Annotated in this window: 13 protein-coding genes; 9 read left to right on the top strand and 4 right to left on the bottom strand. The window is 52.2% G+C overall.

Going from position 1 to position 13,138, the window contains the following annotated elements:
• Positions 1 to 150: 150 nt before the first annotated feature.
• From coxB to ACFQI7_RS28600, 6 genes are all read left to right on the top strand, one after another.
• Positions 151 to 1,176, top strand: coding sequence for a cytochrome c oxidase subunit II (coxB, locus tag ACFQI7_RS28625; RefSeq protein WP_218100897.1), 1,026 nt, complete (start codon positions 151 to 153; stop codon positions 1,174 to 1,176).
• Positions 1,177 to 1,247: 71 nt separating this feature from the next.
• On the top strand, positions 1,248 to 3,059 hold the full coding sequence (ctaD, locus tag ACFQI7_RS28620) for a cytochrome c oxidase subunit I (RefSeq protein ID WP_218100989.1): 1,812 nt from the start codon (positions 1,248 to 1,250) through the stop codon (positions 3,057 to 3,059).
• On the top strand, positions 3,056 to 3,679 hold the full coding sequence (locus ACFQI7_RS28615) for a cytochrome (ubi)quinol oxidase subunit III (RefSeq protein ID WP_218100896.1): 624 nt from the start codon (positions 3,056 to 3,058) through the stop codon (positions 3,677 to 3,679). The genes ctaD and ACFQI7_RS28615 overlap by 4 nt, the downstream gene beginning before the upstream one ends.
• Positions 3,680 to 3,994 (top strand): cytochrome C oxidase subunit IV family protein, encoded by a 315-nt coding sequence (locus tag ACFQI7_RS28610; protein ID WP_218100895.1) that lies wholly within the window; start codon positions 3,680 to 3,682, stop codon positions 3,992 to 3,994. It abuts the gene before it with no gap.
• A 169-nt stretch (positions 3,995 to 4,163) separates the two neighbouring features.
• Complete coding sequence (locus ACFQI7_RS28605) at positions 4,164 to 5,033, top strand: cytochrome c oxidase assembly protein (protein WP_218100894.1); 870 nt, start codon at positions 4,164 to 4,166, stop codon at positions 5,031 to 5,033.
• A 39-nt stretch (positions 5,034 to 5,072) separates the two neighbouring features.
• The gene (locus tag ACFQI7_RS28600) at positions 5,073 to 5,546 is read left to right on the top strand and encodes a DUF420 domain-containing protein (protein WP_218100893.1); all 474 of its coding nucleotides are present in this window, start codon (positions 5,073 to 5,075) and stop codon (positions 5,544 to 5,546) included.
• A gap of 48 nt (positions 5,547 to 5,594) precedes the next feature.
• On the opposite strand, the gene ACFQI7_RS28595 is transcribed toward ACFQI7_RS28600, so the two are convergent.
• The 3 genes from ACFQI7_RS28595 to ACFQI7_RS28585 form a co-directional block, all read right to left on the bottom strand.
• Positions 5,595 to 6,350 (bottom strand): WecB/TagA/CpsF family glycosyltransferase, encoded by a 756-nt coding sequence (locus tag ACFQI7_RS28595; protein ID WP_218100892.1) that lies wholly within the window; start codon positions 6,348 to 6,350, stop codon positions 5,595 to 5,597.
• Between the two features lie 54 nt (positions 6,351 to 6,404).
• Positions 6,405 to 6,848: a GNAT family N-acetyltransferase gene (locus tag ACFQI7_RS28590; protein WP_218100891.1), complete on the bottom strand. Its 444-nt coding sequence runs from the start codon at positions 6,846 to 6,848 to the stop codon at positions 6,405 to 6,407.
• Positions 6,849 to 7,029: 181 nt separating this feature from the next.
• Positions 7,030 to 7,794, bottom strand: a complete 765-nt coding sequence (locus ACFQI7_RS28585) for a C40 family peptidase (RefSeq protein WP_218100890.1) — start codon at positions 7,792 to 7,794, stop codon at positions 7,030 to 7,032.
• Between the two features lie 162 nt (positions 7,795 to 7,956).
• Here ACFQI7_RS28585 and ACFQI7_RS28580 point away from each other — a divergent pair, with 162 nt between their 5' ends.
• Positions 7,957 to 9,000: a peroxiredoxin family protein gene (locus ACFQI7_RS28580; RefSeq protein WP_218100889.1), complete on the top strand. Its 1,044-nt coding sequence runs from the start codon at positions 7,957 to 7,959 to the stop codon at positions 8,998 to 9,000.
• Positions 9,001 to 9,242: 242 nt separating this feature from the next.
• Complete coding sequence (locus tag ACFQI7_RS28575) at positions 9,243 to 10,646, top strand: NAD-dependent malic enzyme (RefSeq protein ID WP_218100888.1); 1,404 nt, start codon at positions 9,243 to 9,245, stop codon at positions 10,644 to 10,646.
• Positions 10,647 to 10,740: 94 nt separating this feature from the next.
• Here ACFQI7_RS28575 and melA read toward each other — a convergent pair whose 3' ends face one another.
• Complete coding sequence (gene melA, locus ACFQI7_RS28570) at positions 10,741 to 12,114, bottom strand: alpha-glucosidase/alpha-galactosidase (RefSeq protein ID WP_218100887.1); 1,374 nt, start codon at positions 12,112 to 12,114, stop codon at positions 10,741 to 10,743.
• A 94-nt stretch (positions 12,115 to 12,208) separates the two neighbouring features.
• Here melA and ACFQI7_RS28565 point away from each other — a divergent pair, with 94 nt between their 5' ends.
• Positions 12,209 to 13,138, top strand: coding sequence for a helix-turn-helix transcriptional regulator (locus ACFQI7_RS28565; RefSeq protein ID WP_218100886.1), 930 nt, complete (start codon positions 12,209 to 12,211; stop codon positions 13,136 to 13,138).

The raw sequence follows: 13,138 nt of genomic DNA, 5'->3' as shown, positions 1-13,138 counted from the left end.
AGAAATCGGGAGTTCCGAACGTTTTGTGAACTTCCCTAGATTCATTGACAAAAAACGGACACGAATTTATAGTTAATATGGTGATTAGGTTCATTGACAGGAAATGACCTTTTTTGTACGAAAAAAAGCTTTTAAGGTGGGATTGATAAGATGAATCGATGGCAAAATCTATGGCGCTTCATCCCGCTTTTCGGGTTGATGATGATGCTATTAACGGGGTGTGGAGACGAGACGATATCCGCCTTGAAGCCAAGAGGTCCCGTGGCCAGAGATCAGCTGTTCCTGATGAAATTAAGCTTCGGGATCATGCTTCTGGTCGTCGTGGTCGTATTTTTAATTTACATCTATGTCTTGGTTCGCTTCAGAAAGAAAAAAGGCGACAAAGATATCGTTCCGAAGCAGGTGGAAGGCAACCATACGCTCGAGATCATTTGGACGGTTATTCCGATTATCCTCTTGCTGATTTTGGCGGTGCCAACCGTACAGTATACCTTTAAGGCGCTCGAAGATCATCGCGAGAACAAGGATGCACTTCATGTAAAGGTAACGGCGCATGCGTTCTGGTGGCAGTTTGAATATCCGAGCCTCGGCATTTCGACGGCGCAAGATCTAGTCATTCCGACGAATAAAAAAATCGCGTTCGAACTGACTGCCGCAGACGTAAAGCACTCCTTCTGGGTGCCTTCGCTCGGCGGTAAGATGGATACAAACCCGGGCCTCACGAACGTTTTTTATTTACAAGCGGACGAAGTGGACACGTTCAAAGGAAAATGTGCGGAACTTTGCGGCGCGTCCCACTCGTTGATGGATTTTAAAGTGAAATCGATGGATTCGGCTGCATTCGATCAGTGGGTCGCCAAGATGAAAACGCCTGCCGTTATCCCGGCGGATGCCAGGGCCGGCGAGCAAGTATTTAAAGACAACTGCTTATCCTGTCATGCGGTGAATGCACAGGGGCTCGGTGCTGGCCCGAACTTGAACGGTTTTGCATCCCGCGAACTGGTTGCAGGTATACTTCCGCATAACGATGCGAAGTTGAAAGAGTGGATTACCGATCCGCAATCCGTTAAGCCTGGCGCTCAGATGCCGGCCTTCGGCCCGACTGGACCGAAGCCGCTTCAGGATCAACAGCTCAACGATTTGGTCAAATACTTGAACTCGCTGAAGTTGAAGTAACGAGCATCAGGGAAAAAGGAGGTTAAACTAAGGTGGCTCACGAACACAAGGTCAAACGATACACCGGGCTAATGGATTGGCTAACCACGGTGGACCATAAAAAAATCGGCATACTTTATCTTATCGCAGGCGGCCTGTTCTTCTTGTTGGGCGGGATCGAAGCGATTTTGATTCGGCTTCAGCTGCTGTATCCGGATCAAAAAATATTTATCGGCGATACATTTAATCAGCTGACCACGATGCATGGTACGACCATGATCTTCTTCGCAGCGATGCCGGTTATATTCGCCTTCATGAACGCCGTTATTCCGCTGCAGATCGGAGCGCGCGACGTTGCGTTTCCTTTCGTAAACGCACTGGGCTTCTGGTTGTTCTTCTTCGGAGCTTTGCTCATGAACACTTCCTGGTTTCTGGGTGGCGCACCGAATGCGGGATGGACGGCATACCCGCCGCTGTCCGGCATCGTGGATAGCTCCGGTCTTTTTAAAGGCTTGGACTTCTACGTGCTCGGTCTTCAGATTGCCGGTATCGGTACGCTGATCGGGGGCATCAACTTCCTGGTAACGATCATCAATATGCGTGCGCCGGGAATGACTTACATGAGAATGCCGATGTTCACATGGGCGGCCTTTATTACATCGTTTCTGATTTTGTTCGCTTTCCCTGCAATTACCGTAGGTCTTGTCGAGCTGATGTTCGACCGTATTTTCGAGGGAGCCTTCTTCGATGTATCGAAGGGCGGTAACCCGGTATTGTGGGAACATATCTTCTGGATCTTCGGTCACCCCGAAGTGTACATCTTGATCGTACCGGCATTCGGCGTCGTTTCCGAAGTCGTATCGACCTTCTCCAGAAAGCGCCTGTTCGGTTATAGTTCGATGGTATTTGCAATGGCGCTGATCGGATTTCTGGGCTTCATGGTATGGGCTCACCATATGTTTACGACAGGGATCGGAGCCGTCGGGGATGCGATCTTCGGGGTTGCGACGATGGCGATTGCCGTACCGACGGGTGTTAAAATCTTTAACTGGCTGTTCACCCTGTGGGGCGGGCAGATCCGTTTCACAACGGCAAACATTTTCGCAACATCCTTTATTCCGACTTTCGTTATGGGTGGCGTTACCGGGGTTATGCTCGCGGTTCCTGCGGCAGACTTCCAATATCACGATACATATTTCGTGGTAGCTCACTTTCACTACGTTATCGTCGGCGGGTTAGTGCTCAGCTTGTTCTCGGCGATGTACTATTGGTGGCCTAAAATGTTCGGCCGCATGCTGAACGAAACGCTTGGCAAGATTCACTTCTGGACCTTCTTTATCGGTTTCCATATGACGTTTTTCCCGCAGCACTTCCTGGGACTTATGGGGATGCCGCGCCGCGTGTTTACGTATCAGCCTGGCGTAGGGCTGGAACAAGGTAACTTTATCAGTACGATCGGTGCCATCTTGATGGGTATCGGTACGATCGTCTTCCTGATCAACGCGATCGCAACGAACAGCAAGCCGATGAACGCGCCTGCCGATCCGTGGGATGGACGTACGCTGGAGTGGACGATTCCTTCGCCGCCTCCGGAATACAACTTCAAACAAACGCCGCTTGTTCGCGGGTTGGATGCTTTCTGGAAAGAGAAAATGGCAGGCAACAAAGAAATGACGCCGGCCGAGCCGATCGGTTCGATTCATATGCCTTCGCCGTCCATTCTTCCGTTTGTTATGTCCGTCGGCCTGTTTATCTCGGGCTACGGGTTCATGTATCACAACTATATCGTCAGCATTATCGGTATAGGTATTACACTCATTTGCATGTTCCTTCGTTCGGTATATGATGATCACGGCTTCCATATCGAACCTGAAGAGTTGAATGATAAGGGGGTTAAGGCATGAGTGCAGCACATCATGAAGTAGGCGGCGCCCTGCCACCTCACGCGGAAACGGCTACTTTGGAAGGCAAGAACAAAGTAATGGGCTTCTGGCTCTTCCTCGGCGGCGAGTGCGTATTGTTCGGTACGCTGTTTGCATCGTTCATCGCGCTTCGCAACCAGGTGCCGGACGGCCCGACGGCGCAGCATTTGTTCGTACTGAGCACTGTAGCACTGTCCACCTTTATCTTGTTAACGAGTTCTTTGACCAGCGTATTTGCCACAATGGCACTGCACCGCAACAACTTGAAACAAGTGCAGCTTTGGCTCGCCATCACTGTGTTGCTTGGCCTGGGGTTCCTTGGTCTTGAAATTTATGAATTCATGGAATACGTCCATGAAGGGCATACTTTCAGTAAGAGCGCATTTGCAACATCCTTTTATACGCTCGTCGGATTCCACGGAGCGCACGTTGCTTTCGGTGTCTTGTGGATTACGCTATTGATCATCTCCAGTATGAAAAAGGGCTTGACGGTTGTAACGGCGCCCAAGTTTTACGTAGCCGGCCTGTACTGGCACTTTATCGACGTCGTGTGGGTGTTTATCTTCACAGTAGTTTACCTGATGGGGAAGGTGGGTCCGTAAATGAGCAGCCAACACCATACAACAGTGGGGCATGAGCGTCACCGCCAAGAAGGACCGAAAAACCACTATTTGTCCTACATCATTTCGATCGTACTGACCATGCTGGCATTCGCCATCGTACTGTACGGTGGATTGGATCGTTCATTCATTATCATGTTTCTGGTTGGCCTGGCCATTGTGCAAATCATTTTCCAATTGGCATACTGGATGCATATGAAAGACCGCGGGCATTTCTTTCCGATATTGGGTCTTTGTTTCGGAGCTTTTGTCGCATTAACCGCGGTAGCGATGGCCGTTTTCTGGCTATGGTGGTAATATACGTTTGTTCTTCTGAGATAAGACTCAGCGGGCAGTTATAGGGGGAGAGGCGGCTTTTCATCAGGAAAGCCCCTCTCTTTTGCATAAGATTGCGAAAGTTTTCACGAATTCGACACAAACCTTTCCGGTAGCCATACCGGTTGACAGAGAGGAGCCGCAATGAACAATGAATTCACACGTCTCACATACGGGCCATGAGGCCGTTCCGACGTTCACACAGCTGTGGAGTCCGGGTCTGTTGCTCTTGTTGGTTGTAGTCGGTGTCTTATATACATTTGCGGTGGGTCGGTGGAGGGATCGGTTTCCGGAGAGCGAACCGGTTCTACTTAAGAAGAAGCTGTACTTTTGGACCGGGCTTGCGCTATGGTATATAGCGGAAGGAACGCCGGTTGCTTTTTATGGGATGCACTATCTCTTCAGCGTCCATATGTTTCAACAATCGATTTTGTATCTGATCATGCCGCCGTTTTTCCTTGTCGGTCTTCCGGGATGGCTGCTTCGGGCCGGGTTGAAAAGCGAAGGCAGCAAACGTGTGATGCGCGCGCTGACTCATCCGCTCTTTGCGCTTTTCTTCTTTAACTTTATTTTTTCCATGTACCATATTCCTATGGTAATGGATTGGCTGATGGCTCGCGAACTGATGCTGTGGCTGTACAAAGCGGTCTTCCTGTTCGCCGCATTTCAAATGTGGTTCCTTATTTTTTGCCCGCTTCCGGAGTATAACCGGTTGTCCGATTTGAAGAAGATAGGGTATATCTTCGTTAATGGCATATTGCTGACTCCTGCTTGCGCGTTGATTATTTTTGCCTCACACCCAATGTACGAAATGTACGCTTCCGTTTCCGAGCAGTACTTGCTGCTTCCGATGCTGGACGATCAACAGCTTGGCGGCGTTATTATGAAGATCGTTCAAGAGATCGTATACGGGGTGGCGCTGGCCTTTTGCTTCTACCGCTGGTACAACAGAGAGCGTCAAAAAGAAGAAGAGGAAGATTTGGCGTTTTTGCAAGCGGCAGGCAATGTCAATGGAGCGTAGTTTAATAGGAGTTTGATAGAACCAATAACGAAATGAAGAATGGGTGTGTTAATCGTGACGATATTACCTACGATCAGTACCAGCTTTATCGTCATCAGTGCGATATTCGTCGCATTCGGCTGGTATCATATTGTTAAAGGACATCGGGACACGCATCAGAAGTTGATGCTGTGGGGGGCAGGCTTTGCTCTGGCGTTTTTCGTGATTTACATGAGCCGTACATTGTTTGTGGGCAACACGACATTCGGCGGACCGGACAGTTTGAAGCTGGCATATCATATCTTTTTGATTTTCCATATTACGCTGGCGACCGTCGCTGCCGTCTTCGGCATCGTAACGCTGCTTCATGCATTCAATAAGCGTTTCGCCAAGCATAAAAAAATCGGCCGTATCACGGCCGTAATCTGGTTGCTGACGGCGCCGACCGGTGTGGTCGTGTACGTCCTACTCTATATTTTATATCCCGGCGGTGAAACAAAGCCGGTGATCGATGCGATATTAGGCACTTATTGAGCGATCTTTCAGCCTTTCCTTCGGGAAAGGCTTTTTTGTATGCTCGTGCTAGGAACGGGCGCGACGGCGTCCCTCCATTAACGTCTTCATGGCGAATACAGGCAAAATAAGCTGCCTTCTCCATCTCGACGGTTGCGATAATAACCGGTGCAGCCATTCCAGATGCAGATGCTGCCATATCAACGGCGCACGTTTGACCTTGCCGGCGATAATGTCCAAGCTTCCTCCGACGCCTAGAGCTAACTTCGCGTTCAGCTGTTGTTTATTCCGATAGATCCATTTTTCCGCTGCCGGCGCTCCCAATGCTACCACCAGTACATCCGGCCGAGCCGCCGAGATCTCGGCGACGATAGCCTTTTCTTCATCCGCTGGAAAGAAACCGTGATGCCGTCCGGCGATACGTACCCGGCTGTATTGCGTTGTGATTTTGTCCACGGCAAGCCGGCTTGTGTTCTCGTCGGCGCCAAGGAAATAGAACGACCAGCCCCGCCCATTTCCTTCTTCCAGCAATCCCGTCAGCAGATCGCAACCTGTCACGCGCTCGGCGATCGGATCTCCCTGCCATCTGGAAGCGAGCACGATACCGCTGCCGTCCGGCGTAATCAGATCGGCCTCGTCCATAATCGTCCGCAGTTCGGAGTCCGTCTGGTATTTCATAACGATTTCCGGATTTGCCGTGATAAGATGATATGGCCGCGAGCCGCTGTTTTTTTGCTCCAACATCTCCGACAAATGATCCAGCGTCTCTACAAAAGTCAATTTGGAGAACGGAACGTTCATAATGTTCGTTGACGGTCGATTCATGCGATCCTTCCAATCTATAAATGGTTTTGACTTGCGCTGGCCACCCAGGATGGTTTACAGGTCATCCGCTTCCTGGGCAGGCTCCGCTTCATAGATGCAGTGAAATCGTTCGACGCCCGGATACTTCTCGCCCAAGCTGGTAACGACAAAACCGACATTGCGGTAAAAGTCGACCGCTTCCTCGTCGGTTTCCGCGACAATCGCAGCGGGCTGTTTCAAAGCGATAAGCTCAAGCAGCAAACCTCTTCCGTAGCCTTGTCCGCGGTATTCCGGATGCACGGCGATGTGCTGCAGGCGGAGACGGTTGTTCGGATCTGTCTGAAATCCGGCGATGCCAAGAAGCGCGCCGTCCTTTTCCAGGCCTAGCAGTTCCATCGCCTCGTCCGTTTTATAAAGCTGGACCGTTCGCGCTATCGCCTCCGGATCGGGAAATACGGCGCACGACAGAAGTTCCAGCACCGGCTCCTCTTCGATACGCCCAAGCAATTCGATCAGCATAAGCAACGCCCCCTATTGGTTTGTATCATCCATGCAATATGTATGTAATCAAAGGCACCATGTCCATCATACCATATTTGCGGCCGTCACGATGTCGCATTCAGCCGGTCACGTCCCTTTATGTAAAAATCAAAACCGCCCCTTCGAAGCCGAAGAGGCGGTATGCGTCGAGGGGTAACGATTATTTTATAGCGCTTCCGCCGAAAATAAAGCGGCTTTCCCAATGCTTGCCGGCAATATTGTCGATGCGGACGCCGCCGGAGTCTTTCGAATACGTATGCAAAATTTGGCCGTTGCCTAAATAAATGCCGACATGAGCAATTGTTTGTCCAGATGTGTTGGATGGATAAGCGGATGCGCTCGTTCCTTTGTAAGCCATGAAGAACATCAGATCGCCGGGCTGCAAATTGCGCCAGTTGGTCGTCGTTCGGCCGATCGATTTGACATAAGCGCCTTGACCTCTGGAATCGCTCGGCAGCGTAATGCCGGCGCCGTCTTTGAATGCTTGTCTTACAAAATCGGAGCAGTCGAAGGTGCGCGTATTCGAACGGTCAGAGCCGAATTCGTACGGGGTCCCCAAATATTTTTTGCCGGCGCTAATGATTCGGGCGCGTACGCTGCTGGAATCGGTCACTCCGCTGTTATTGCCGCCGTTTGTACTGCCGGACGTTTTAATATATTTGCTGTTGGTCGAAACATAACCTGTCCGGCCTTGGCTGTCGCGAACCTGATACCAATAACTGTTCGCTTGGCTTAATATCGTAACCTTTTCACCGGTTTTCAGCAAACCGTAGCTGCGGGAATTGACATCCGGCTGTACACGTAAGTTGACCCCGCTGACAATGATGGCAGTAGGCGTGGCGGCATAGGCTTGCCCGGCCGGAAGACCTGTGAATCCTGCGGTTACGGTAGCGGCGAGCAACAAAGCAACGAGCTGTTTTTTCAAGTGAATCCCTCCTGCAGTTCTTGTTGTATTTATGTACAAGCCTGAGCGCTTTGCGATTGGGATCAACCGGGAACCCTCAAGCAAGGACATCATTTGACAAAACAATTCCTGTCGCCCCACAATGGGAATATAACTTTTACAGAGAGCGGTGAACGATTCGGAATGGACACGTGGATATGGGGACCGCTGGTATTGCAAAAAAATATCGTATTCGCGGTGGTGGCGGCGCTAGCCGGTTATGGCATATTGAGGATTCGGTCGGAGCAGGCGGCACTTGGATCGGCTTTTCGGTCCGTTATCGTGAATGCCGTGCTGCTGTGGGTCATAAGCTGGAAGCTGAGTCTGCTCTTGTTCGGAGGACTCGGCGTGCTTCGCAATCCCATGTTGCTGCTCTATTTTAGCGGAGGCGTACGCGGCGCTTGGATAGCGGCGCTGGTGGCCGCTCTGTACATCTTGTTTTCCGCGCGCAAGCTAAAAATGAATGTACCCGATTATATCGATTCGGTGCTTGTCTCCATTTTTGGGGGGTACACGGTTTATTTGGCTTTGCTTACAATTATTGGGGAGGATCACCGACTAACGCATGGGGTTACGGCCATTGTGCAGGCTGTAATGATCGTGCTGTGGCTGCGTACGAAACCTTCGGCTCAGTTCAGGCCGCCGGCACAATGGGCCGTGATGCTGCTCATCAGCTACGCACTCGTTCAATCGCTTGCCGTCAATTTATGGGACAAGCCGGGAGCAGCGATCCAAGCGGGAGACGCGACCGGGCTAAAGGTAGGGCAGCAGGCTCCGGATTTTGAATTAACGCTGCTGAGCGGACAGCAAGTGAAGCTGTCCGATTATCGGGGGAAGACGGTTATTTTGAATTTTTGGGCGACATGGTGCCCGCCGTGCCGTGCGGAGATGCCGGAGATGCAACAGTTTTATGACGCGCATCAGGCCGAAGGGACCGTCATTCTCGGCGTCAATGCGACTTCGACGGAAGTGAGCGTACCGGTCGTGAAAGCCTGGATTGAAGAGTGGGCGATTACGTTTCCGATCCCGCTCGACAAGCAGGGAGACGTCAGCAAGCAGTATCGGGTGAACGCCTATCCTGCAACGTATGTTATCGATGCGGAAGGGATCATTCGCGATAAGCACCCCGGCCCGATGAACGCGGAGATGCTCAAAAATGCGGCGGGCAAGGCTAAGCCTGGTAAATAACCTATTGCGTTACCGGCAGTTCGTGCATGGGTTGGTTACATTCGCTAGGCTGATGCAACAATTATTGTAAAAAGGTGCAGGGAGTACTCGTTTTCTATTTATGATATACTAATGTGGTGCTGTAAAGGGATGCATTGCGTAATAATAGAATGTCATGATACGATTTCAGTGTAATGATTATTGGATGCTGGCAGCCAACTGTAGGCCCGATAATAATAATATACATAAAAGGAAGGGTAGTCATGGCGCAAACGAGCATTATTCTTCGGGTGGAACTGGATCACGATAAGATCAGTTTTGGCGATGTAGCGGCTGCGATCAGCAAAGCCGGGGGCGACATTACTTCGATTGACGTCATTCGGCCTGGCAAAGAATCTTCCGTACGCGATATTACCGTGGATGTGGCGGAGTCGGCGGAGACGTCAGTAGTTGATGCGTTAAAAGCGTATGACGGCATCAAAATCATTAACGTTTCCGACCGAACGTTCCTCGTTCATCTGGGCGGCAAAATATCGGTACAGCCCAATGTGCCGATCAAAAACCGGGATGACTTGTCCCGTGTATATACGCCGGGGGTTGCGCGGGTATGTACGGCGATTCATGAAAATCCGGATAAAGCCTACTCCTTGACGATTAAACGAAATACCGTCGCTGTCGTCACCGATGGAACCGCCGTTCTCGGCCTCGGCGATATCGGTCCGCATGCGGCGGCGCCGGTCATGGAAGGGAAGGCCATGCTGTTCAAGCAATTAGCGGGCGTGGACGCTTTCCCGATTTGTCTCGATACGAAAGATACGGAAGAAATCATCCGGACGATTAAAGCGATGAGCCCGATCTTCGGCGGCATCAACCTGGAGGATATCAGCTCTCCGCGTTGCTTCGAAATCGAAAGACGGCTGTCGGAGGAGCTCGATATTCCCGTATTCCATGACGATCAGCATGGAACGGCGGTTGTGCTGCTCGCCGGTTTTCTGAATGCGCTGAAGGTTGTCGGCAAACGGATTGAAAACGTAAGAGTCGTTGTAAACGGGATCGGCGCCGCCGGCGTTTCGATCTGCAAAATGCTGCTCGCCGCCGGCGTTACGCGTCTTGTTCCAGTGGACAGGCATGGCGCCATCGTACGGGGCAACAGCTACGAGTACCCGATGTGGCAATGGCTGGCGGAGCAGCCTCAGGTCGAAGAGACCGAAGGCAGCCTGAAGGAAGTGCTTCGCGGAGCAGATGTGTTCATCGGCGTATCCCGCGGCGGACTGCTCAGCGCAGAGGACGTTTGCACGATGGCTCCGGACCGTATCGTATTTGCGCTCGCCAATCCGAAGCCGGAGATCGACCCGGACGAAGCCCAATCGCATGTGCGCGTATTGGCTACCGGAAGAAGTGATTATCCGAATCAGATTAATAACGTACTTTGCTTTCCGGGCATATTCCGGGGAGCGCTCGATTGCCGGGCCCGCTCCATCAACGAGCCGATGAAGCTCGCCGCCGCGCGCGCCATCGCCTCGGTCGTAACGAGTGCGGAATTGAACGAGCATTACATTATTCCGAGTATATTCAATGAGCAAGTTGTAACGAAAGTTCGGCACGCGATTATCGAAGCGGCAATACTAACCGGTGTGGCACGCCGTATTCCGCCGGATTTCCGCTAATCCGTCCTGAGAAGTCCGATCAAGGAAAAGCTCCTATATCGCGGTGAATGGATTTCACCGCGATATAGGAGCTTTTTTATACTTGCTTTCATCGTTACAGCCGGCCGCCGCTCGGCAGCGGGATGTCTTGCCATGTGCGTCCCTCGCCGTTGAACTGCGGCAGCCAAGGCGCGAGCGCATCGAACATCTCATCGCACATGCGCCACACCTCATCCGTCGTACATACCGCGGCGGTCAGCGGGTCGTGCAGCACGGCCTGCTTGACGAGCGTCCGGTCTCCCGTCAGCGCCGCTTCGACGGCCATTTCCTGGACGCTAATACTGGCGCGGCACGTGGCGGCGCAGGCTAGCGGCAGGTCACCGACAAAGGTGGGCTGAATGCCGTTCCGGTCGACGTAGCACGGAATTTCGATCGTGCAGCCGTCGGGCAGATTGGTGATCAAGCCGTTGTTGGCGATGTTGAAATGGCCGCGATACGTTTTGCCGGTTTCGAGCGCCTCCACAATGTAGGAGCCGTGTTCCTCCGAGCGGTCGCCGAGCCGAATAAACTCTTTTTCTCCGCTGAGCCACCTCGGATAATTTTCCTTGTATTCATCCCCGCGGCTAAGGCAGTGGTGCAAATAACCTCCGGTTTTGCCGCCGATCCAGGTTTTATCGTAAATCCACTTTGCGGTTTCTTCCCGGCTCCGTTTGCGGTACCACGGCAAATATTCGCTGAGATGGCCGTTTGATTCGGTCGAGAAGTAGCCGAAGCGGCGCAGTACGTCAATGCGGCAAGGTTCCCGCTCTGCAATCTCGGGATGACGCTCCATAGCGGGAAGGATTTCCGGCAGCAGGTCGCGCCCTTCGTGCGATACGCGCACGAACCAGGTCTGGTGATTAATGCCTGCTGCGGTGTAGTCGACCTCTTCCTTTGGGAGGCCTAGCGCTTTGGATATCAGGGCGTGACTGTGCTGCACGCCGTGGCACAGCCCGACGCTGCGCACCCCGCCGGCACGGCGCAATGCCCACGTATTCATAGCCATCGGATTGGAGTAGTTTAACAGCAGTGCTTCCGGCGCAACTTCCCGCATATCGCGGGCGATATCGAGCACAACCGGAATGGTGCGCAGCGCGAAAAAAATGCCGCCGGGTCCAAGCGTATCCCCGACGCATTGATCTACGCCGTATCGCAGCGGAATCTCGATGTCATGACGGAACGCTTCCAGCCCGCCGACGCGTGCGGTGCAAAAGACGTAGTCCGCCCCGGCAATCGCCTCACGCTGGTTCGTAGTGGCGGTAATGGTTGCGGGCAACTGATTGTGCTCGATCATGTGCCGGCACAAGTCTACGGCCATCTTCAAATTCTCTTCGTTGATATCCATGAAACGAAATTGCGCATCCCGAAATGCTTCCACCGCCAAGAGATCCATCACAAGCCTGCGGGTGAAGCCGATGCTTCCCGCACCGATCATAGCAATTTGCAACATAATGCATTCCCCTCCATGATTACGATATATGGATTTTTCATTGACATGACGTCCAAGGCAATTTCATAATAAAGGAAATCGGTAAGGGCTTACAATGATAACATATTATCGAAAGGATGCGACGATATTGCTCTATCCTCATGAAGCTTGCAGCCGGTCGAGTTTCGGGTTCAAATATTGGAGCGGGGCTGGTTTGCCGATCCGGTTGATCAATATTGGATGGGATCGGGTCAGCTCGCCGGCGTATCGATGGCATGGCGAGCGGCGGGGAGGCGGCTATGCCGTGTTTCAGTACACGCTCGCCGGACGCGGAATGCTTCGGGACGGTGAAGCATTCTATACGCTTACGAAGGATACGGGATTTTTGACGGTCGTACCGGGGGATCAGGAGTATTATTTGCCCGAAGACGCAGCGGAATGGGAGTTTCTGTACGTTGTGATCAATGGGATCGATGCGGTGAACCATTGCACGGAAATTATACGTCAGATGGGGCCTGTGCTGAGCTTCCGCGAGCATCTGGAACCCGTCGCCGTGCTCAGCCGATTGTACAAAGAAATATACGACAACCCGCAGCTCGATAAATTTACGATTTCGGCGCGGCTGTACGAGTGGATGATGGGGCTCCATCGGTTGGCGGAAGGACGGGATATCGTGCGTGCGACGGAGGAGCTGCCTGGACCGATCCGGGCTGCGGTGAAGCTGATGAAGGGCAGCTATCGAAACGATTTGTCCGTAGACGATATGGCGTCGGCGGCAGGGCTGACGAAATATCATTTTTGCCGCCAGTTTCATAAGAAGACAGGCTTGACGCCAAGTCAATACTTGCGGAAAATCCGGGTGGAGCAGGCAGCCTGGATGCTGCGGCATACGGGTAAAACGGTACAAATGATTGCCGCGGAGTGCGGGTTTGAGTATGCCAATTATTTCATTAAAGTATTTCGGACGCTCGTCGGGGCGACACCAAGCGAGTATCGGTCCGGCAAAAAAGTCGACCCCGTCTCCTTCTTGCGGGTAGAGCCGTAG

Origin of the sequence: Paenibacillus allorhizosphaerae (genome assembly GCF_042659105.1) — a bacterium.
Taxonomy (GTDB): Bacteria; Bacillota; Bacilli; order Paenibacillales; family NBRC-103111; genus Paenibacillus_G; species Paenibacillus_G allorhizosphaerae.
This window is presented reverse-complemented; position numbering and strand designations above follow the sequence as displayed.

Excerpts from the sequence above, each read along its gene's own strand:
- ACFQI7_RS28595 (WP_218100892.1), bottom strand. The coding sequence starts at position 6,350 with ATGAATCGACCGTCAACGAACATTATGAACGTTCCGTTCTCCAAATTG.
- ACFQI7_RS28590 (WP_218100891.1), bottom strand. The coding sequence starts at position 6,848 with ATGCTGATCGAATTGCTTGGGCGTATCGAAGAGGAGCCGGTGCTGGAA.
- ACFQI7_RS28605 (WP_218100894.1), top strand. The coding sequence starts at position 4,164 with ATGAATTCACACGTCTCACATACGGGCCATGAGGCCGTTCCGACGTTC.
- ACFQI7_RS28615 (WP_218100896.1), top strand. The coding sequence starts at position 3,056 with ATGAGTGCAGCACATCATGAAGTAGGCGGCGCCCTGCCACCTCACGCG.
- ctaD (WP_218100989.1), top strand. The coding sequence starts at position 1,248 with ATGGATTGGCTAACCACGGTGGACCATAAAAAAATCGGCATACTTTAT.
- ACFQI7_RS28580 (WP_218100889.1), top strand. The coding sequence starts at position 7,957 with ATGGACACGTGGATATGGGGACCGCTGGTATTGCAAAAAAATATCGTA.
- coxB (WP_218100897.1), top strand. The coding sequence starts at position 151 with ATGAATCGATGGCAAAATCTATGGCGCTTCATCCCGCTTTTCGGGTTG.
- ACFQI7_RS28575 (WP_218100888.1), top strand. The coding sequence starts at position 9,243 with ATGGCGCAAACGAGCATTATTCTTCGGGTGGAACTGGATCACGATAAG.
- ACFQI7_RS28610 (WP_218100895.1), top strand. The coding sequence starts at position 3,680 with ATGAGCAGCCAACACCATACAACAGTGGGGCATGAGCGTCACCGCCAA.
- ACFQI7_RS28600 (WP_218100893.1), top strand. The coding sequence starts at position 5,073 with ATGGGTGTGTTAATCGTGACGATATTACCTACGATCAGTACCAGCTTT.
- melA (WP_218100887.1), bottom strand. The coding sequence starts at position 12,114 with ATGTTGCAAATTGCTATGATCGGTGCGGGAAGCATCGGCTTCACCCGC.
- ACFQI7_RS28565 (WP_218100886.1), top strand. The coding sequence starts at position 12,209 with ATGATAACATATTATCGAAAGGATGCGACGATATTGCTCTATCCTCAT.